Raw genomic sequence first — 25,631 nt, forward strand, 5'->3', positions numbered from 1 at the left:
ATGAGACTTGGCAAAAAAACAAGCAGAGCTATATCAATAGCATTGCTGGCAGCAATGGCATCGACATCATTACCACAAGTAGATGTACTTGCTGCGGTGAAAAACGGAATGTTCTTATCCGTATCATATACAGATAAGGATGGCAACAATAATAAAGAAGGGACTGAAAATACCGTCCCGAATGAATCAGAACAATCAGAAGGCGCAGAACCTGTTCAAAATGAAGAGACAGGGGCTGCGTCTAATAGTGGTGTTCAGGAAAATTCTGAAGAACAAACATCAAATAACACAAGTGGTTCATCACAAAATAATACTGCCAACTCAAATTCTCCCCGAAAAACTTCATATAATAATGGTTATTCTTCATACAATAGCGATTATGACAGTTCAGAAACTTCTATAACTGAAAATCCACTTACTGCCGGAAACAGAGTTAGTAATTTTATAACATTGGATAAGCAAGCGATAGGATTTACTAAAGTGGGTGATGTTGTATCTGTAACAGCGTCACTTGCAGAAGATAAGGATGACGAGATAGTTTGGAGAGTTGCAGATCCTACAATATTGCTTATAAAATCAACATCTGTTGACGGAAAAAACAGTACAGCTCAAATTGAATGGATTGGCGGTAAAGAAACAACAAAATTCTTCGCAGGATTAAAATCGGATCCTGACGAATACACAGAAGGTACAGCTATGCTGTTTGATAATAATTCAAGCAGTGAGCAAAGCGATACAAACGAAAATAAAGAATTAAAGAGAGAGTTTGAATCGCCGGAAGTAGAAGAATTCCTAAGAGAAATGCAAAAAGAAGGTCTTTCACAAGAAAATTCGGATTACGACCTTTCAAAACTAAGTGATGAAAATAAAGAAAATAACAGTGAAGAAACAGAGCGAAAAAATAGTACATCATTGGAATTATTTGATTCAGAAAAAATTTCACAAAAGTTAGAAGAAAATCAATTATCGGAAGAAAACAACACAGAAAATAATGAAGTAAAAAATGATGAATCAAATTCAGAAGAAAAAACAACAGAAAATGTAGAAAATACAACAACTTCTGATGATGAAAAATCAGAAAATCAAAACGAAAATGACAGAGTTTCTTCCTATTATAATAGCACTTCTGATAGTGAAGAAAAACAGACTAAAACAGAAACATCAGTTGAAACAAAAACAGTAACAGAAACTGTTCAAGAAAAGAGCACACAAAATGTTAATCGCGAAACTGTTGTTAAGCAAACTGTATCAACAGAAATACTTAGCACAGAGCAAACAGGCGGTATGGTTACAAAGACTGTTGAAAAACAAGTTCCTAAACAAGTAACTAAGAACGTTGAGGAAACTGTTGAGCGTGAGGTCGAGCGTGAAATAGTTAACGAAAACGGAGAAACAGAAACTGTTACAGAAACAATCGAAGATACAATCACAACTCCTGTTGTTGAAACTGTTTATGAAACAGTAGAAGAAACGGTTGAAGAAGAAACACCAATCGAAACTCAATATACCGTAAGAGAAACAACAACAACAGAAACAACAACAACAGAAACCGTTACAGATGAAAAAGGCAATGTAATTTCATCAAAGGTAGTTGATAATTCAACATCAACATCTTCAAGAGATTATACAACAACAGAAATGCCGAGCACAGAAACAAAGACATCAACATCAACTTCTTCATCATCAGATACTGTTGAAAATGTTACAGGAAAAGAAGTTGAAAAAACAGTAACAAATGTTGTCGAAAAAGAAGTTACAGTTGACTCAGCAAATAATGAATCAGTCAATAAGAATGAAACAATTTCAGAAAACACTGAAAACGTAAATTCAAATGACAAGATTAATGTTGATGAAATTATTGAATTTGCGTCAGACGATAATGCAAATGATAATTCACAAACAACAGAAACAATCACACCGGCTGAATCAACAACAGAAGTTACATCAACAAGCAATTTATCAACAACAATGTATGCAATCGAGCCGAAACAGACATCTGAAACTTCGGAGTCGTTAGCAAAAGTTGATATAACAGAAATAAATGAAAAGCTTGTTGCAAATTATAACATTTCAGTTTTGAGTGACAGCGGTGGAACTTCAGCGGTGAGTGATCCAAATGAAATAATCAATGGTTCAGCGGTAAGCGATCTTGAAGGAATAGATACGATTGAAATTCGTGTCGGAGAAAAGAGAACCTTGGGTGACATTTTACCGGACAAAGGATTGCAGTCATCACTTACAGCAACAAACACGACAATTCTTGATTCAAGATTGGCAACAGTTCTTCAAGAAGGTTCATACGCATCAGGTGTTACAATTACCGGCGTACAAGAAGGACGTACAAGAATTACAGCTCAAATCGGCGGTAAGTTCAGAATATTCAATCTTGAAGTTTATGGAAGTAGAAATAACGTCGTACTTCCTACTGCAGTTCCAATGGTTGTGGCAAACGGAAGTTTCACTTTGGCATTAAAGAGTGACGGTACAGTTTGGGGTTGGGGTCTTGCAGGTGACCATCAACTTGGTAACTTGAAAGTTACAGGCGATGCTCAAAATACTCCGTACAAAATTGAAATCAAGGAAAACGGAAAATTGTCACCGTTGACAAATATCAAACATATTGCTGTCGGTGATGCACATGCACTTGCAGTAAATGGTGACGGACGAGTTTATGCTTGGGGTCTTAACCGTAACGGTCAGTTAGGTAGCGGTTATAAAATTACAGGTTCAAATCCGTCGTATGTTTTGACTGCTGCAAATACTCCGCTTGAAAATATCAAATATGTAGCAGCTGGAAATTTTAGTTCATATGCTATCAGCGCAGACGGTAAAATTTATTCATGGGGTTCAAATATTTACGGACAACTTGGTAACGGTCAATACGGCGGAAATGAAATAGAAAATAATGGATATGACAGTGACGTTGTATATGCAACAGAAATTTCGGTTGACGCTGACGGAAATGATTTTTCAAACATCATAAAAATAGCGGCAGGCATTTCTCATGTACTTGCATTGAAAAATGATGGTAATTTATATGTATGGGGAACAAACAGTGACTCATTACTTGTAAGCACTTCAACAGAAGATGTGTTACCATTACCTTCTAAAATGGAACTTAGTGTTGACGGACAAGTTCTTGATGTAGCAGCTGGCGGTGGTACTAATTCATCAGGTTCATCAGGTGACGAAGGTAAACAACAATTAAGATTCCATTCAATGATTTTGACAAATACAGGAAGTGTATATGTTTGGGGTCATAATGAAGAAAATACATTAGGTAAAGATGACAATAACAATTCAAGTGAAATAGAAAAACTTGAATCTATAAAAAATGTTATCAGCATCAATGCCGCAAGATATAATTCATCTGCAATAACATCAGATGGTAAAGTTTATACTTGGGGTAGAAATGACGAAGGTCAGATTGGTAATGTAAATGTTGCATCGAGAACTAACGAGCCGATGAATGTAATGGCTGGAGCAACAAATTCTGAAGATGAAGAAAGCTCACTTGAAAATATAGTTGCTATTGCAATCGGCGCAAACCATATGACTGCATTGAGATTAGACGGTAAAGTTTATTCATGGGGTACTGATATGTTAGGTCAGTTGGGTGACGGACGTAACGGTTACGAATATGAAAAAGTAGATTTGCCGGTTCTTACAGGTACAGCTGCAAGCAACTCACTAATAATGGATCATGTAAAAGTAGTGTCTGCTGATACAAATGAAATTGCCGGTGAGTATGAGAGCAGTGAATCAATGCCTGAAATCATAACAATCACTGATGCTCAAAAAGTAAAAATTGAAATTCCTGAAATTAAAAAATATTATAAGTCAGGATTTAACCTAATAGAAAACGATCAAAAATTTGATATTACTTCAGCTATAATTTTTTCATCTTCAAATGAAAAAATTGCCGGAGTATCTGCTGATACAGTTGAGATTAATTGGGAAACTGTTTCACCGGTATCTTTGGAAAATGGTGGAGAAAGAGGAATAGTAGAAATCAAAGCTGAAAATGAAGGTTTCTATGGAATATTAAAAGTTCATGTTAAAGCACCTAATGAATTTACAACTCCTATGATTGCGTCAGGTGAAAATTTCACAATTGCATTGAAATCAGATGGTAGTGTTTGGGCTTGGGGTGATAATACATATGGTCAACTTGGTAACGGTAACTTTGAAAGTTCACAAGGACCTATTCCGGTTTTGGCAGTAGACGCAACTAAAAAACTTAGTGGTGTATTTAAGATTGCAGCAGGAAAATATCATGCACTTGCTATGACAAGTGATGGTGCAGTTTTGGCTTGGGGCTTGAACGATAACGGTCAACTTGGTAATAACAGTACAACAAACCAAAATGTACCTGTTAAGGTTTTTGGTGGTGAACATAGTAGTGTTAACGGTTTTATAACTCTTGCAAATGATATAGCTGCCGGCGGTAAGCACTCATTGGTAGCTTTGTCAACAGGTGCGGTTTATGCTTGGGGTGCTAACAATCATGCTCAGCTTGGTAATACAAGAGATGAAAATGATATTACAAGTACGTCTAAGGAATTAACACCTGTAAGAGTTATCCAGGGTGCGTCGGCAGAAGATGGCTCAAGTGCATATATAGACAGTGCAGTAGCAGTAGCTGCCGGTGAAAATCATTCATTGGCTTTACTTGGAGCAAATACAGAAGTACCTGATATGGATCGTGTTGTTTTGACATGGGGTGCAAACAATTATGGTCAAATGGGTAGTGACATTATAGTTGGCGATGGTGAAGTTTCAAGCGAACCTTCTGATGAGGCTTGGAATCAACTTGTTCCGACTGAATTGTCAGCCGATGGTACAATCATAACAAATATCGGAGCAATAGCTGCCGGTAAAAACCATTCTGTACTATTGGAATATTCTGTTGACGGTACAGGTGGCAAAGTTTATACAGTTGGTTCAAATGAATACGGTCAACTTGGACGTAACAGCACAAGTAAATTTTTGTCAGACGTTACTCCTTTAGCATCAAGTGATGTAACAGACAACGTTGTTGACGAGAAAAAGGATATTATTACAACTGTAACAGGAATTGCTGCCGGTGGTAATAATACAATAATTATAGATGCAGAAGGCAATGTTTATAATTTTGGTGATAATCGTCACGGACAATTTGGTATGGGTAGCGTAGGCGGAAGTAAAAATGTTGCCGTATCAAATAACAATTTCTCAGAGAATGGTCAGGCAATAGCCGCAGGTTCACAAAGTGGATTTGTAATGAAAAAAGATGGTTATGTTTGGGCGTTCGGATATAATAGTGACGGTCAGTTGGGTGACTTATCTCGTGAAGATAGCAGTGTACCTGTTTTGGTTGGATCGGGCGCAGAAGATGTTCTTCAATTATCTGTAACAGTTCCGACTTCTGATGGTGGCACTAAAGATATAGTAAATCCAAACACTGTAACTGTAAATAAAAACCAGACAATTAAAGCTAATGGCGGAAACATTATTTCACTTAGAGGCTTTAATCTTATTGTCAATGACGATGAAGTTAAGAAAGCAACATCAATAACATATTCATCATCAGATGATAGTGTAGTTTCTGTAAACGGAACTACAATTACAGCAGTTTCCAAGGGGATTGCTGTAATTAAAGCGGTTTCTTCTACAGGTGTAGTAGGAATGTTTGTTGTACATGTAAATGACCTTTCAGAAGATGCTTTCTATACAGAACCAATGGTTTCTGCCGGAGAAAACTTCTCAGTTGCATTAAAATCAGACGGTACTGTTTGGACATGGGGTGAAAATAAGAACGGTCAACTTGGTAATGGTACAAAAGGCGACGGAACAAGCCAATATTCACCTGTTCAGGTAGTAGGTGTAAGCGGAACAAGCGACAGTGTACTTAAAAATATTGTTGCAGTAGCTGCCGGAGATACTCACGCAGTTGCACTTAGTGTAAATGGTGAAGTGTATACATGGGGCGGCAATATGTATGGTCAACTTGGTAATGGTACAAGCGGTATCGAATCAGCAATCGAAGGTGACGAAGAAGAAGTTCATGATGCTGTTGAATTTGATGAAAATACAGGTTACTATACAATTTATGCGGCAGAAGGGTTAGAAAAAGTACGCGAAGTTCTTGATGGAAAATTTATTCTTGGTAAAGATATAACACTATCAAGCGCTTTCGCTCCTATAGGTGACGCTGACAAACCATTTACAGGTATTTTCGATGGTAACGGATATAGAATAAACAATCTAAATGTATCTTCATCAGCTACAGGAACAAATATTGGTGATAATAAAACATCAGTATCAGCAATGTTTGCTGTAAATAACGGTACAATTCAAAATGTAATTCTTAATAGTATTTCAGTAAGCAATACCACTTTAGAGGTGGAAGATAATGACATGTCAGTGCCGGCATATTCAATTTCAGCAGGTCTTGTTGGATTTAATGACGGAACTGTTTCAAATTCGGGTATAGTTTTAGGTCAAATATCTTCATATAACTTGAGTGGTGGTTTAGTTGCTTATAATGGTGAACACGGCACGATTTCAAATGTATATAACAGAGCTGATGTTAGAGTTGTAAACAGTGAAACAAGTGTAAGCATAAAATATGCCGGTGGTATTACAGCCGTAAACATTGGCAATATTTTCCGTGCTTATAATTCAGGAAGTGTAAGCGGAACATCTGACATATCAGGTGTTGCAGGTATTTCTGCGTCTAATATGGCAGAGTCATCGGCAGATGCTCAGGCAGGTGTGGAATATGGTATTGCTTACACATATACAAATAATGGAACAGTAGTAGGCGTTGGTAATGATGCTGCCGCATCTTTAGCAAATGCTGATTTGACAGATTCTTCAATATATACAGGTTGGAATTTTGAAGATGGCAGTGGTGTATGGTCATTTACAAATAAGTATGATGAAAATGACAAATTGCCAATATTGCAAATTGAACAAGGTCCACCGGCAGCACCGGCAGAAACAGATTACACAACTAAGGATAGTGGTGTACCTGTTACAATCGTGTCAGAAGACGGAAAAGAAATCGGAAAAATTTCTGCAATCGCGGCAGGTGGCAATCATACATTAGTTTTGACAGAAGACGGTTATGTTTACTCATTTGGTAGTAACGGTAACGGTCAACTTGGCGTGGGTAGCAATGGATATGATTCAACTACATCTCTTGCTAAGTATAAAACAAAAGCTACAAAAGTTTTAGGCGGTCGTAGTGCAAGCAGTGACATATATTTGTCAAATATTATAAGAATTTCAGCCGGAAAAGAATTCAGCTCGGCATTAAAGTCGAACGGTATGGTTGTTACATGGGGTAATAATGATAATGGTCAACTTGGTATTAATGTAAATGGATTAAGAAATCAACCGATCAAAGTTATAACAAACAATAGTAATCCTCTTGAAAATATAACAGATATTTCATTGGGTGCAAATCATGTTCTTGCACTTGCATTTGACAACTCATTATATGCGTGGGGTGCAAATGATCGCAGACAACTTGCTTCAAGCACAAAGGATATAGTTCCTGTTCCTGAAAAAATAACAATTTCGGGAAAAATCAAAACTATAGCTGCCGGCGGACAACATTCTGCAATTATGACAACTCTTGACGGAAGTGAAGACACTGCCGTTTTGACATGGGGTGATAATGAATACGGTCAACTTGGTATCAAAGATGCTAATAACGATATATCAAGAAATGCGACACCGACTCGTGTAAATAAAGGTATAACTGTTGATAGTACAGACGATTATTTGATTAACGTAATCGGTTTAAGTACAGGCGGTTCACATACTGTTGTAATCAAGGACGATGGATATGTATATTCGTGGGGTTTGAATGAAAGCGGACAAATCGGTGATATTTCAAATGAAACAAGACGTACTCCTGTTTTAACCGGTGACAGAGAAGCACGTGTGCTTATGATGCAAAAAATTACTGCGAAGAAAGCAGACGGTTCAGTTGCTAAAGAGTACACCGGAAATGACGTGCCGGTAGAAATTACAATAGAAAACAATGGTTCTTTGGAAATTGACGCCGCAGAAACGATTGAAAAATACCTAAGCGGTTTCAATATGCTAAAGAGCGTTACAGAATCAAAGACAGCTGATTCTACAAAGATTGAATTTGCAACTTCTGATGATACAGTTGCATTAATTAATCAATTGGGAGTTGTATCAGCAACTAATAAAATAGGTAAAGCTACAATTATATTAAGAAATACTGATACAAATTATATCGGTTCAATAATTGTAAACGTAACAGAAAGTATTGCACTTCCTAAAGTTGACTCAGGTGTAGACTTTGCCGTTGCACTTTCTGCAAGCGGACTTGTATATACTTGGGGTAAAAATTCAATCGGTCAACTTGGTATAGATACTGCAACAACATACAGACCAATTCCACAAGCTTTAGTTGGTATTCCTCAAATGACAACTATTGCGGCAGGTGATGACTTTGTAGTTGCACTTGATGTAGACGGAAATATATGGACATGGGGTAATAACGAAAATGGACAGCTTGGCAGAGGCGACATCGGCGAGGCTTATTCGGCAACCCCTCAAATGCTTAGTGTACAGGCAAATTCACAAGATGTTAAATTTATAAATGTGGCTGCCGGAAAAGATTTTGCATTTGCATTGACAACTTCGGGTAGCGTATATTCTTGGGGTACAAGTAGCAGAGGTCAATTAGGTAACGGTGCTACTTCAAATTCAAATGTACCAAAATCAGTTGTTAAGGGTGCAAGTGCAAGTAGTTCAGCTGTACTTGAAGATGTTATCAAAGTTACTGCCAGTGATAATTTTGCGGCAGTATTGAAGAGAAACGGCGACATATTTGTATGGGGTGACAACACTGTTGGTCAGCTTGGTAATGTGTCAGACGGAACTCAGAAAAATGTACCCGTACAGGTATGGAACGGTGAATATGTATCCGAAAATGATACATTTATTCATAATGCAGTTGACGTTGCTATTGGCGGTAACAGTGCGGCTGCAATTATACAAGAAAATAAGACAACAAGTGATGAAAGCGGAGCTGTTTCAAATGAACTTGCAAATGTAGTATATACTTGGGGTTCAAATAATAGTGGACAACTTGGTGCATCAAAAGAAGACAATTTTGTAAATTCACCTGTAAAGGTTGATTTGGACGATGTACGCAGTGTTGCTGTAGGTAATGAACATATGCTTGCACTTACAAAAGATGATGAAGTGTATGCTTGGGGCTCAAACAGTAACGGACAACTTGGTGTAGGTAATATAACAACAACATCATCTCCGATTCCTGTTGAAGTCAAAAACGGAGAAACTTTGGCACACGAACAATTTGGTGAAGTGTACCTTCTTGGTGCCGGTAAAGATTTTTCAATGGCTGTCAAGTCAAGCGGTAAAGTGTACGCTTGGGGTTCAAATAACAACGGACATATCGGTGATTATTCAAAGGGAAATAAAGTATATCCTACACAAGTAGGTGAAAAGGAATCTAACAGTCTTGTTGTTAAAGAAACAATTCTTGAAAAATATGACGGTACTGTTGATACTACAACTTATAAAAATGTACTTCCGTCAGAATTAAGTATGATTTATAGGAATAGTAGCAGTTATGACGTTTTAAAGATAAATGTAAATGAAATCTATTCAAATATATACGGTAACTTTAACTTGTTCGACGCGCAAGGACTAAACCTTATTAAACTTACCGGTGTTGATAAGAGCAATTTCTCATTGCTAAATCCAAAACTATTTACTTTGGATGTTGAAACAGCAGCAGATGGAACTACATATGTTGTTATAACTCCGAACCAAAACCATAAATTCGGAACAACAATACTAACAATTAAAGTAGGTGATTATACAAAGAATGTAATGCTAACACTAAGACCGGAAGGTCAACTTTACGCCCCGATGGTTGCAACAGGTGAGGACTTTACAGTTGCACTAAAAGGTGACGGTAGTGTATGGACTTGGGGTATAAATAATTACGGTCAACTTGGTGATGGTACATATATAAATAGAGCGTATCCGGTTCAAGTAACATTGTCGATAGACGAAGAAACAGGTGTTCGTGATTATATTTCAGACATAAAGAGAATAGCAGCCGGTGAAAGATTTGTGCTTTCACTAAGAAATGATGGTTTATTGTATGCTTGGGGTGATAATACTTCAGGTCAGCTTGGTGTGGAAATAAATAACGAAATAACAGAAGACGGTACAGCTATTGAGGATTCAAGATCTCTACCTGTAGAAGTCGATTTGACTGATGGCGTTGATTTTACAGAAATCACAGACATCGCTGCAGGTAAGAACCATACTGTAATTGTTTTAAATAATGACACTGTTTACACATGGGGCGATAATACATATGGACAACTTGGTACAGGTGAAAATGGTTCATATATTCCTAACCAAGTAAAAGGTTTTAACGGCGGTGGATATTTAACAGATATTATTTCAGTAAAAGCAGGTTCATATCATACAGTTGCGTTAAAACGTGACGGTAGTGTTTGGGCATGGGGTAGAAATGACCGTGGTCAACTTGGTGATATGACAACTGAAGACAGAGAATATCCGATTCAAGTATTCAAGGGTGACAGTTACGGTAACGGTTACTATCTTGAAAACATTTCTCAAATTTCTGCCAAGGCTAACAACACTGCCGTAATTGACAGAAATTCAAGAGTATATGCTTGGGGTGATAATACTTCACAACAATTAGGTGATTATACACTATCAGCAGATTATGCAAGTACACCACGCAAAGTATATACAACATATCAATATGACCCTAACTATGAACTTACAAATGTAATGGCAATTTCTGTAGGTTTTGAACATATGCTAAGTATCGACTATGACGGTAACGTAGCAATATGGGGTAAAGTTATAGATGATAACGGTGCATTTACAGTATACGACAGAGCTAATGGCGTAGTAGCAGGCGAAACCGGAACAGTAACAGGTTTAGCATCACTTGGCGATATTAGTTTGATAGCCACAGGTAAAAACTTTAGTGTTGCTATGAGCAATAGTGGTAATATCGCTGCATGGGGTATCGGTGATTATGGTGAAATCGGTAATTCAGGTTTTTCATCATTCAATTATCCGGTATACACAGGTGAAAAAGCTGCCAAAAATTATAAGTTTGAAATAGGTCAAATTATAACAGAACAAGGCGATGTAAGGGAAGATTATGACGGAAGAAGTGAATTCTTCCTTGCTCCGTCAAAAATTACTATTTCACAAAAAGAAAAATATGTAGTTAATCCGACAAGAGCTATAAGAACAGTTCATCCGGGATTTAGCTTGACAGAATATGTGGAAGTTCAGAGAGAACATGACGCATCAAGTGAAGTTACTTTTGTTTCTGATAATGAAAATATAATACAAGTTAACGGAACAGAGTTGGTTCCGTCGGGACAATACGGTTCTACAACAGTTCGTGCCGTAAATACAGCCGGTAAAACTGTATGGACAGGTATAATTGATGTATATGTAGACGGAAGAATTGCCGCACCAAAGGTTTATGCCGGCAAGAATTTTTCTGTTGCACTTCAAGTTTCAGGTAAAGTATACGCATGGGGCGAAAATACTCAAAACCAACTTGGCGACGGGACTGATAAGAGCAAAGCTTCTCCTGTAGCCGTTCAATTTGGCGGAGATTCAACAATGCTTGGTATCCGTGACATTTCAGCAAGCGACACACATGTATTAATGGTTACTGAATCAATGGAAGTTATGTCATGGGGCGGTAACGAACATGGTCAGCTTGGCAGTATGAACAAAGAAAACAGAAGTAAAGCATATTATGTATATGAGGATGAGTACGAATCAATTCTTTCAGACGTAATATCAGTAGCTGCCGGTGATACACACTCTCTTGCACTTACAAAAGACGGCTATGTATACGCATGGGGCGGTAACGAACACGGTCAGCTTGGTATCGGCTATGCCGGTGAAGATGTTATTTATCCGACAAGAGTTTTAAAGGGTGACAGTGCATCTGATCGTGAATATTTGAGCAACATTATTGCAATCGAGGCAGGAAACGCATATTCTCTTGCATTAAGAAATGACGGTACAGTCTTTGCATGGGGCGAAGTATCAAACGGTAAACTTGGCACAGTTATATCATCAGATGTTTATACTCCTGCACAAGTATGGAAAGGTGAATCAGATACTGACACATGGTATTTGGAAAATGTAATCAAGATTTCAGCCGGTAGTGAACACTCAGCTGTTATAAACAACAGAAATGAAGTTTATACATGGGGTAAAAATACTAACGGTCAACTTGGAAACGGAACAACAAATAATTCAACAACACCGGTTCGTGTAAGAAATCAATGGATGGACGGCAGTGATCAACTTGCTATTGAAATTTCAGCCGGTGGCGAACATACTGTTGTTGTAACAAAATCAGGTACAGTATACGCATGGGGACTTGACGCAGAAGGTCAAGTTGGTTTGGGTGCGTTGGTTTCAGGCGCAGACAAACAAACAAGCTATCTTGTACCACAGCAAATTGCATCAGGTGATTCAACAAGTACAGATGATTTATATTTCCGTGACGCGTTAACTGTTTCAGCAGGTAATGCACATGTTACACTATTGAAGAAAGACGGTAGTGTATGGTCATGGGGACGTAATGAAGAAGGTCAACTTGGTGACTTTACAAATGCTCAGCATAATGCGGCAGTACAAACAGGTGAAAAACTTGTAAAGACACTTTCTGTTACTGAAGGTACTATCCTTGACAGTGAAGGTAACGAATATGCTCAAGTTACAGAAGATACACTTTATACATTCCTTGACTATGACAAAACATTAAAAATAACATCAGTAAATGAAAAATTTGAAGGTGGATTTAACCTTATCCTTGACGATGAAGGTGTACTTACACCTATGCCTGCAACAAATTACGATTTCAGAACAATGGATTCGGGAATTGCAACAGTTGTAGAAGAAACTGACGGATGGCGTATTATACCGAACGAAAATAATCGTTACGGTGAAGTTTCGATGCTTGTTGAACAAAAGTCATTCTCAGAATATTCAGGTATATTCAAACTTGGCGTAAAGCAAACAGAAAAATTAGTTATACCTATGGTATCAGCCGGTACAGACCACATTCTTACTCTAAAATCAGACGGTACAGTTTGGGCATGGGGTAAAAACGATAAAGGTCAGCTTGGTAACGGCGATACAAACGACACAGAATACCCGGCAAAAGTTTCATTCCCTCATAATAGTGACGGCAGTGAAGTTAAGTTTATGGCAGTTGCAGCCGGAAATAAATTCTCAGTTGCACTTTCAACAACAGGTGAAGTATATACATGGGGTTGGAATGAATACGGTCAGTTGGGTGACGGTAATTGGAATGAATATCATGAAGAAATTATTTCAACTGAAGATGTATGGGGTAATTGTTGTTGGCCGGCAGATACACCGCTTGACTCACAGCGTTACAGAGATCATAAACATATAAAATATAAGAGAGTTCAAGACAATAACAATGTATTGTCACCGCAGAAGATTAACCTTAAAGATATAGTAGCAATTTCAGCTGCAACAGGTGTAGAATCAGGTCTTAACAAAGATGCTGAAAAGCTTGATTTGTTAAATGATAATACAAGTGGCGGACATACTCTTGCATTGGACAAGAACGGCAATGTATGGGCATGGGGTCTAAATAATAAGGGACAAATCGGTACAAATACAGATGTTAAGTTTGAACAAATTCAACTTGGTTTTACAACAAACGGATATACAAATGATGAAGGAGTTGTAGAAGGCGACTCTGAATGGCATAAAGAGTATGATGCAGAAACATACTATACATACATTCCTTCACAGGAAAATCTTTATATAACAGAACCTACAAAGGTAGTAGGTCTTGAAGGTATAGGCTACTTGAATTCAATTTCAGAGATTTCAGCCGGCGGTAACTCATCTATCGCTGTAAGAAACGACGGATACGCATATGCTTGGGGTAATAATGATAACGGTCAACTTGGTGACGGTTTATCAGATAATGCGTCAATGCCAATGCAATTATTAAGTGGTGCAAAGAATCCTTATGTAACATATTTCAGAGATGCACTTTATGTTGATATGGCAACAGATCATGCTGTAATTACGACAAGAGATGGCGAAGTATATTCATGGGGAGCAAACAGAAACGGTCAACTTGGTAACGGTGCAACATCTGTTAAGGAATTTTCTCCGGTACAAGTTGTATCTGCTAATGGAAACTTAGATAACGTAGTTTACGTATCAGCGGCAGGAAGTCACAGCTATGCTGTCAACGGTAACGGTGATGTATACACATGGGGTACAAATGCAAACGGTCAGCTTGGTAATGAAACTACAGGCGGATACTATTCAGTTGCTACTCGTGTAGTTGCAGGTGAAACAGCTACGTTGGACGGAACAACTGAACTTACAAATATTACAAGAGTATATGCCGGTGAAAGAGATGCAATGGCATTGCGTTATGATGGTAGTGTATACGGTTGGGGATATTATGGAGTAGGACAATTCTCTAATAATATTGTTCACCCAATATTTATGGGTGAAAGCCCAGCAAAAATATTTGCATTCCAACATGGCGTTAAAACAGAAGGTACAGATGTAGTTGAATATGATAATATTCCAAACTACATTTATATCAATAATGACGGCACACTTGAAGTTACTCTTCAAGGTGATAACGGTATGATTGATAAAGAATACCTTGGATTTAACTTATTGAGTGACGTTAATCCACATCCTACAACAGATTTTGACAACCTTACATTCAGCACATCAAATGAAGATATAGCTAAGGTTGAAAAAGATGTTGCGTCTAATGTTGTAAGAGTAACTGCAAATCATGCAAGACGTTACGGTGAGGCAGTTATCAGTGCAAGAAATGATGTAACAGGTTACTATGGTATGTTTACTGTATTGGTAAAACCAAATGACGGAATAACAGTTCCGGTTGTTGCCGCAACAAACAGTGGCGTATATGCACTAAAGGCAGACGGTACTGTTTGGACATGGGGTAATACGTATGATGGAAGTACATCATCAACGGTAAACAGAACATCACCTGTAAGAGTAGTTAAGAATGTAGGCAAAGACTCAACAACATATCTTGAAAATATTAAACACATTGCGGCAGGTCCGACTCATATGCTTGCAGTTGATACAGACGGTCAAGTTTGGGCTTTGGGTAACAATGCAAACGGTAAGCTTGGTATAGGCGGTACATCTACTGCATACACACCAACACTTGTAAAAACAAGTTCAACAGAAATACTTTCAGGTGTAGAAAGAGTTGCAGCCGGTGCAAGAAACTCAGCAGCTTTGGCACAAGACGGTGTTGTATATGTATGGGGTGATAACACATACGGTCAGAGAGGTATCGAGGCTAAAAATTCAAAATACAGTCAATATGCTTCATTCACAGTAAAGGGAGCAAGTGCCGGAGATAACGCAGACGGTGCGCTTAATGACTTTATTGATATTACAATCGGCGATACATTCATTTCAGCATTGAGAAGAGATGGTAATGTATTCAGTTGGGGTAGCGGTAGCTATGGTCAAATCGGTAAGGGATTCTTTACAGAGGCTCTTGCACCTACACAAGCTGTAAATGGCGAAAGTGCAAGTAGCACTGCATATTTGAGAAATATCGTTAAGATTTCTGCAGGAGCATATCACAATATTGCATTGTCAGATGACAGCAGTGTATATGCTTGGGGTAGAAATGCAAACGGTCAACTTGGTAATAATACAATAACTACAAATGATTCAATAGATAATGCCAACAATTATAATGCAAATTCTCCGAAGAGAGTTTTAATCAGCTATGACGGCGAGAATATGCAAAATCTTGACGGAATAGTTAATGTTAATGCCGGAGTAAATTCATCAATGGCAGTTGGCAGAGATGGTTACTTGTATTCATGGGGCAGTGGTGCAAATAATACAACAGGTGTAGGTTCAACAGCAAATTCACTTACTGCTAAGTATACAAAACGAGGCGAAAGTTTCTATAGCGATGATGCAACAGACAGAATCGGTTGGATTACTTCCGCAACAATCGGTGATATGGGTACATCTGTAGTCAGATACGATGGTAGTGTATATTCATGGGGTAAAAACTCTACATATAATGTAGGTGATTTTTCATCAGTTGAAAGAACTGAACCTGTACAGACAGGTCTTCGTGAAGACAGACGTGAAGCTATCGGTGTAGCAACATTGTATACAGACGGTGTAGCAACAGAAGTTTATAATGATGATGTCAATGCCGCTAATTACAACCCATTACCACAAAAGATTACTCTATCAAAGAATCAATATCTTGAAATAAATAAGTCTGATATATATGACTATCATATGGTAGGCTTTAACTTGATTTATAACAACAACGACAGACATAGTACAGCTGTTCAAGCATATAATACTGACGTTGATGAACAGACAGTTCTTGATAGAATAACAGCAACGTCAATAGATACATCTATAGTTTCAGCTGAGGACAATAATAATATAATAACAATTCGTCCGAACAGCGAACATAGATATACAAATACATTTATTACATTATATAATACATCTACAAACTTTGTAGGTGTGCTTGAAGTGGCGGTAAAAGAGGTTAACACAGAAGTAACTCCGATGATTGTTTCAGGCGATCACCATACTCTTGCACTTATGAGTGACGGAACAGTTTGGGCATGGGGTAATAATACATATGGTCAACTTGGAAATGGTATAAGAAGTAATGATACACATAACAGTTATCCGGCTGACGGTGACGAAAAGAGAAATGATTTCTTATATCCTGTAAAAGTAAACATTCCAAGCGATGTTAAGATTAAATCAATAGCCGCAGGTAAACGTCACTCGTTGGCACTTACAGAAAACGGTGAAGTATACATTTGGGGTTATACAGAAGTTAATAATATCGTTTGGGGAGATTATTACCAGAATAATATCGTAACAAGAACAGGTTATCATAAGAGTAGTTATGAAACTGTTGTCGGTACTGCAAACCAGGAAAGAAGATATGGTATTGTAACTCCTAAACTTGTTAAGCTTGACAGCAATAATACTCAAAATCTTACAGATGTAATATCAATAGCTGCCGGCGATGATGTTTCATATGCAGTTAAGGCAGACGGAACAGTTTGGGCATGGGGACACAACGGTACATCGGGTAAACTTGGTATTAATAAGTACGACTCAATGTATTCTGTAACTCAAACAATAGCGACAGATAGATATGTAGATTTCACTATTCCTGGACACTGGGAATATGATGAATATGTGCCGTCGACTACACATAGAGAACAGGCATACAACTGGACATCTCTTGATTATCCATGGTATCTATGGGCAGAGTATGGTACAGAAAACGCAGTACAAGTAGTAGGTCCTTATGCAGGGGGATATTTACATAATGCAGTATCTGTAAGAACTGCCGGTGACAGTGTATACGTTATTAAAGCAGACGGAACAGTCTGGGCATGGGGCAGCAATATGTACGGTGTTCTTGCCAATGAAACAAATGTAAACAACGATACACGCAGAGGTTACCCACTTCAAGTTTATAAGGGTGACGGATATTCTGCAGACAAGTATTTAAAGAATATCGTAGATATACAAGTAGGTGCGAATAATAAAGAAAGAAACAAAAGAGCTATAGGAACACAAATAAATCTTGATGAAACTACAGTTATAGCACTTGCAAGAAATATCACAGTTGATGATACAACAAAGGATACAAAACAATACAATAATCAAGGTTATGTATATGTTTGGGGTAAGGTAGTATCAGATAATGCAACTGTAAACAGTGTATCTGCACCAACAAGAGAAACAACTCTTGAAAACGTAACAGCTGTATCAGCCGGTGGAAATACTGTAATGACACTTTCACTTGATCCTGATACATACAAGCATAGTACATATGCTTGGGGAAATAACACATTCGGTCAACTTGGTAACAATACAACAGATAGTACAAGTACACCGTCAGAGGTGCTAAAGGGAGAAAATGTATACTCTGATAATGATTATATTGAAGACGCGATTCAAATAACGAATGGTGCTTATTTCAGTGCGGCTATGTTGCACAACGGAACAATCTGGGCTTGGGGTTCAAACAGAAATGGTCAGTTTGGTAATAACTACAGAGTTAACAGTTTGATACCTGTACAGTCAGGTGACAGAGCGGCTGATATATTAACAGTAGCTGACAATGACGGTGACAGTATTCCATTGGTTGCAACAATTACTGAAGGTGAAACACTTGATTTAGGAAGAATTAAATATGAACATATTCCTGGATTTGAATTTGCGCATTACGCATACAGTGATGTTATAAATGCAAATGACGGAGTGACATACAACACATCTAACAGCGATGTGGCAACTGTTAACTCAAACGGTGTTGTAAGTGCAAATACAAACGGAATATACGGTCAGACAACAATTAGTTTTGAAAAAGAAATCAGTCCTGTAAACGACGGAGTTTACACAGGACTTCTTGACGAACCTATTTTATACAAAGGTCAACTTATTGTTAAGGTAATTAAGTCGGGCGATGATAAAGTTGCAATCCCTATGACAAAATCAGGCGGCAGCTTTACAGTTGCACTTATGGATAACGGAACAGTATGGACATGGGGTTCAGGTAATCTTGGTGACGGTACGTCAAGTGCGTCATACTATCCGGTACAAGTAGTAACGAGCGTCAGCTCAACAGGCGAAAGAATATATCTTGATAATATAGTAAGTATTGCAGCAGGTAACACTCATGCTTTGGCACTTGATGCAAACGGAAGAGTATGGACATGGGGTTCAAACGGTAGTGGTCAGCTTGGAAGAAGTGGCTCAACAAATGTTGCGGCAGAAGTATCAATAGTAGGTGATACAGATGACAGCACTAACATTATTGCAATCGCAGCCGGAAAAGAACATTCTTTGGCATTGACATCAGACGGCAGAGTATACGCTTGGGGATTGAATAACTATGGTCAGATCGGTCATGGAACATCAGGTACTCACAGTGTTTATAACTATACCGGAGATGTAGCAAAATATGAAACTCCTGTAATTGTTATGGATTTGAATAACGGTAGAGCAACACAAATTCATTCTATCGTATCAATTTCAGCCGGTGGTGACAGTTCAATACTTGTTCGTGGTGACGGTACTGTATTTACATTCGGTAAAGCAGATAACGGTCAACTTGGATATGGTGAGAATTTAACTGCAAATAAGGGTGAAAAAGATAATATATCAGATTCAAAGGTAAACAGCGCATATCACAAGACAGTTCCTTCACAAGTTATAAACAGAAGTGATGATGATATTACACTTGATGGCGGAATTACAAATACATATATGCAAAATGTAGCAGAAGCAGATATGGGTAGTGAACACTCTGTATTGCTCGTTAATAACGGACTTGTATACAGCACAGGTCTTGGAACAAGCGGTCAGCTTGGAAACGGTGCGTCAGATTCATCAGATGGTTACGTAAGAGTAGTAGACTCAGACGGTAATTATTTGGAAAATGCCGTGAATGTTTCAGCCGGATATAACCAGTCAGCTACAGTAACAAGAGGCTCAAACCTATATATGTGGGGTAATAACGCATCAAAGCAACTTGGTGACGACTCGGCTACAACTAAATCATCGGCTACTCGTGTAGTAAAAGGTCATAATATACACGAAACTGGTGATTATCTAAGTAACATAACAGCAGTATCACTTGGAAACACTGTAACAACTGCTATCAAGTCAGACGGTACAGTATGGGCATTTGGTACTAATTCATCAGGTTCGTTAGGTGACTTTGTAAATTATGATTATACAGGTGCTCATTTGGTAGGACCGGTAGATTATTATGCACTTAATTTTGATAACATTGAAGGCGGACATATCAGAATACCTGAAAATTCAACATATACAATAGACAATATCAACCTAAAATATGTTGCAGGCTTTAACTTGCACGATGACAGCGACTTTAGAGATGCAAGCGGAGATTATTCATTTGAATCATCAGATCCGAGAATTGCAACGGTTGATTCAAACGGAACAATAACACCGGTAGGTAACGGAAATTATGGTAAAGTAGTAATCACTGTAACAGATAATAATACAGGTTACAGAGGTCTTATTGTTGCAGACGTCTATAATGTAAGTGACAGATATACAAAGATTGCAGTTCCTATGATTGCATCAGGATTAGACTTTACAGTTGCACTTAAGTCAGACGGTAGTGTATGGACTTGGGGTAATAACTCATCAGGACAGTTGGGTATAGGTTACACAACTCTTGACGCAGACGGTAAAGTTGAAAAACTTTCAACTGCTTCAAATTCTATGAGCAGAATTTCATCTTGGGCAGAACCGCTACAAGTTGCAGATACAAACGGCTTAGGAACATTAAGTAATATTATTTCTATTGTAGCCGGTGATAATTTTGCAATGGCATTGTCAGCTGACGGTGCAGTATACACATGGGGTAACGGTAGCAACGGTAAACTTGGTGATAATAATACATCAAGCCATAATGCATATTATCCTCAGCGTGTTGTACGAGGTGTAGCGGATACTTATACATCAGAAACTGTAGCAACACAGGCAAGTTCAACAGGAGACGAAACAACTGATCCTGAACCGGTTGTAGAAGAATACTTGTCAGGTATCTTAGAGATTAGTGCGGGTAAAGACTATGCTCTTGCACTTGATAAGAATGGTCATGTTCTTGCATGGGGTACAAATACAAACAGCAAACTTGGTCTAAACTACAGATCTGTTACAGATAATATGGGTGTACCTTCATATGTTGTAGCAGGTGCTATGGCAAGTGATGATCCGTTTGTTCTAAATGCAGACAGAACAAATTCTACAAGAAATACACAATCTACAAATCGTTTGAGCAATATCGTATCTATTGATGCCGGTGATAATCACGCAGTAGCAATAGCTGATAACGGCAGTGTATATGCTTGGGGTGACGATTCAGAAGGTCAACTTGGTATTGAACCGAATACATCAAAGAGATTTAGCAATTACGATGGTAAAGCATATGCGTATGCACCTATAAAAGTACAACGCGGTGACAGAGATATGGTATCGGCATATGATGATGAATTTATGTATGATGCTGTTCAAGTATCAGCCGGTAAGGCTCATACTCTAATCCGTTCAAAAGATTATAACACATATGCAACAGGTGATAACAGTAACGGTCAGCTTGGTATAGACAGCGGCGATGTTACATCACCTAAGTATGTTGACGTAGATGGCAATAGTATTTATAACATTTCAGCCGGTGGTAACAGTAGTGCGTTTATCGGCGGAACAGATGTAAATGACAATTTGATTTATACAGTCGGTAATAACGGCAGTGGTCAGTTGGGTATAGACAGTGTTATAAATAAATCTACTCCTACAAGAGTTCATGATTCAGTAAGATCAGATGTTGGTGATTTGCTATTATTTGACGACGCATTTGTTGCAGATTACGGTTCACAGCACTTGACAATTATGAAACAAGACGGTAGCGTTTATACAACAGGTGCAAACGGTTACGGTCAACTTGGTGATAACACAACAATTAAATCATATATTCCTGTTCATGTAAGCAAGGAAGAAGTAGATACTCTTGAACTTCAAAATGTTGAAATCAAAGAAAATTCAGATAACAGTGTTGATGAATCATATGTAACACCTGATTATCTTGAAATTACAGAAGATCAATATATTGATTTCAACAGAGATCAAATTATGAATAAGAGAATGGTCGGCTTTAACTTGTATGAAGACGATATTCTTACACCTATTGACGATAAGAGTCAGATTGAATTTACATCTTCAGATACTTCAATCGGCAACTTTGCAAGCGGAAGTGATGAACTTCATACAACATCACCGACAAAGGCAGGACCTACAATCGTAACTATTGAAAATAAGGCTAACGGATATAAAGCATTCGTAACTGTAACTGTTAAGGGTGACACAGTATGGCCTTCAGGTTCAAAAGTAGCAGTAGGCAAGAACTTCTCTATTGCTTTAAAAGAAAACGGAACTTTGTGGACATGGGGTGACAATTCTCACGGTCAACTTGGTGACGGTACATTATTGAGCAAGAAATATCCTGTACAAGTCCTTGATGAAGACGGAAATCCGATTAAAGATATAGTAAGATTGGCAGCAGGTGACGACTATGTATTTGCCGTAGATAAAAACGGTAAGATATATACATGGGGTGTATCAATTTCCGGCGGATCAGATATGACGTCACCGGTAGAAGTAGAAAATACAATCGGCGATGAAATCGAAGATATAGTATCAGGTTCAAATTATGTACTTGTACTTACAACTCACGGCGATGTATTCTCTTACGGTGTTGATAACTCACAAGGTCAACTTGGCAATGATGTTATAGCTCCTTCTACTGCATCATTTACTAAGATTAGTGCGCTTAAAGATATTAGATCAATAGCCGCAGGCGATAGCCATAATCTTGCAGTGGATACAAACGGAAAAGTATGGACATGGGGTGCGAACTTGCATAAACAGCTTGGTAGAACGGTATCTTCCGGTGGCGGTTCGGGAAGTAGCGGCGGAACATCGGACGATGATTCAAGTGATGCCGATGCCGACGGCGACGACTCGGATGAAGATACTGCACTACAAGCAACAACTGCAAGTGCAGATTATGACGCAACTCCGGCAGTTGTAGAAGGTTTGTCAAATGTAAAATATGTTGCTGCAGGCAGTGCACACAGTGTAGCTGTAGCAGAAGAAACACTTGCAGACGGAACAACTGTTACAAAAGTATATGCTTGGGGTTACAACTCAAAGGGTCAACTTGGTATAGATGATAAGACTGTAACAGAATCAGTAACACCTATGCTTGTTGTTGCCGGTGAGGCGGTAGGCAAGGATTCAACTGTCGATACAGACGGAACTGAATATTTGTCAAATATCCTTGGAGTAACAGCAGGTGGAAACCAAACACTGGTTATAACAAATAATTATGAAGTATATACATGGGGCGGAGATGAAAAGGGTCAACTTGGCGTTGATTCAAAGATAGACAGATTTGCTCCTGTAAAGGTATGGAAGGGAGATACATTCAATCAAGACGAAGATCCATATCTAAAGAACGTAATCGGTGCGGCAATGGGTGCAAACCATACCGTAATAATCAGAGATGACGGTTATGTATGGGCATGGGGTGATAATACTTCAGGTCAACTTGGTACAGTAACTGTCGATTTGGCAAAGACACCGGTACAAGTAGGTAATACAAATTCAAATACATTGTCATTCCAAAAGGCAATAGTATATACTGATGAAAATTCAACAGGTGATACAATATCACCATTACCGTCAAGCGTTGTAATAGACAAGACTGGTAAAATTGAAATTGATATGTCTGAAATATATGAACAGTATATGGTTGGTTTCAATTTGTTCAATAAAGCTGATAAGCAAAAGATTGCGTCAGAAGATATTGCAAACATTCAATACAGCTCGTCAATTCCAAATATCGCTACAGTTTCTGCAAACGGAAATACTGCAACTGTAATGCCGACAGGTAACACGTTCGGTACAACAGTAATTACATTTAGAAACAGCAGAAACGGATATGTCGGAACAATTAATGTTACTGTTAAGGGCGATAAGATGGAAAGCATCGTTGCATCATCGCTTACAGCAGGTACAAACTTCCATGCGGCTCTAAAGGCAGATGGAACAGTTTGGACATGGGGCGATAATACATACGGACAACTTGGTGACGGTACTAAGATAACAAGAGGCTATCCAATTCAGGTTAAATTCCAAAACGGAAGAGATGACAGTGCAAGTACATTTGGTGGCAATAATGCAGCTACTGCTATTGCGGCAGGAAATAATCACTTGCTAATACTTGCTAACGGCGTCGTATATGCAGTCGGCGATAATAGTAAGGGTCAACTTGGTAACGGTGCGACAGGAACTACTGAAAGTATAGTTGTACCTGTAATGATTGACGAAACAACTACACTTACAGGCGTAAAGAACATTGCCGCAGGTGATGATTTCTCAATGGCACTACTTGAAGACGGTAGTATATATGCTTGGGGTAGCAATAAATCAGGACAACTTGGTGACGGTACTACAACTGACAGTGCATATGCAGTTAAGGTTTTAGCCGGCAGAAGTGGTACAAACGCATATGATCCTGATAATAATGATTATTACTTGAATGACATAGTTTCAATTTCAGCCGGTCAAGCATTTGCAATGGCATTGAAGAATGACGGAACAGTTTATACATGGGGTGACAATAGCAAGGGACAACTTGGTGACGGTACTCGTGTAAATAAACCGACTCCAATTCAAGTTCTTCGTGGCGAAAGTCCGGAAGAAGAAACAAATGTAGCTCCGGCAGGCAGTGATTACTTAATTAATATAGTAATGATTTCAGCCGGTGCAAATCATGCTTTAGCTCTTACAAAGACAGGCTATGTCTGGGCATGGGGTGATAACACATACGGTCAGAACGGTGACTGGACAACAGATAATAACGAAAGACATTATCTTCCTCTACAAGTAAGAGATATTTCAAAGGCAGATCAAAGCACAGGTAATACAACAGGCAGATTAAAGAATATAACTGCAATTTCTGCAAAGAATAATCAATCATTTGCAATTAATGAAGAAGGTTATTTGTACGGTTGGGGTTATAACGGTCAAAGACAACTTGGTATTAATAATTCATCAAATCAGACATTGCCTCAAAAGGTACTAAAGGGTCAGACTAATAATGATGAAAGCTATATCAAGTTCGTAAGTAACGTAGCGGCAGGTACAAATAATACTGTTGCAGAACTTGATGACGGTTATGTATACACATGGAGCAGAAACACAGAATGGCAGTTAGGTAAATTTGACGGTACATCATCAACTTATGATGTAAGCACACCTGCTTATACAGGTGAACGCGCAGAAGATTTGATTGAATTCTTTGACGCTGAAGGAAATAAGATAAATTACCTAACAACGATAGAAACAGGTGCAACAATCGAGATTGATTCATATAAACATCATCATATGTACGGTTTCAATCTTGAAAATGATGATACACATGAACCGCTTGACGGAACATTTACATATCATTCAAACAATGAAAATGTTGCAACTGTTGTAAACGGTGTAATTACAGCCGGTACACACACAGGTACAGCTATAATTACAATTACACATGATTCAGGTATAATATCTGAAATCAGTGTAACAGTAACACAAGCCGGAAGAACAGCCACACCTATGGTTGCCGGTGGCAGTGAGTTTGCGGTTGCATTGTTGGATAACGGTGAAGTTTGGACATGGGGTTCAAACGAAAAGGGACAACTTGGCAACGGACTTACAGAAAATACAACATATCCTGTACAAGTTTCACTTCCTGAAGGAGTGAAAGCTAAGTATGTAGCGGCAGGTATTAATACAGCATATGCTGTAACAACTGACGGTTATGTATACGCATGGGGTAATAACGAAAACGGAATGATTGGTAACGGTACTTCTGATAAAGACGAAGTAAACCG

General features: G+C 38.3%; 1 protein-coding gene (cut by a window edge). It reads left to right on the top strand.

Features of this window, described 5'->3' with window-relative positions:
- On the top strand, nucleotides 1–25,631 hold the 5' portion of the coding sequence (locus tag LKE05_RS04115; protein WP_308456014.1) for an RCC1 domain-containing protein. The gene runs 62,482 nt beyond the window's last position; the window shows 25,631 of its 88,113 coding nt (coding positions 1–25,631); the start codon lies at nucleotides 1–3; its stop codon lies beyond the right edge, outside the window.

It is taken from the genome of Hominilimicola fabiformis, from assembly GCF_020687385.1.
Lineage (GTDB): Bacteria > Bacillota > Clostridia > UBA1381 > UBA1381 > Hominilimicola > Hominilimicola fabiformis.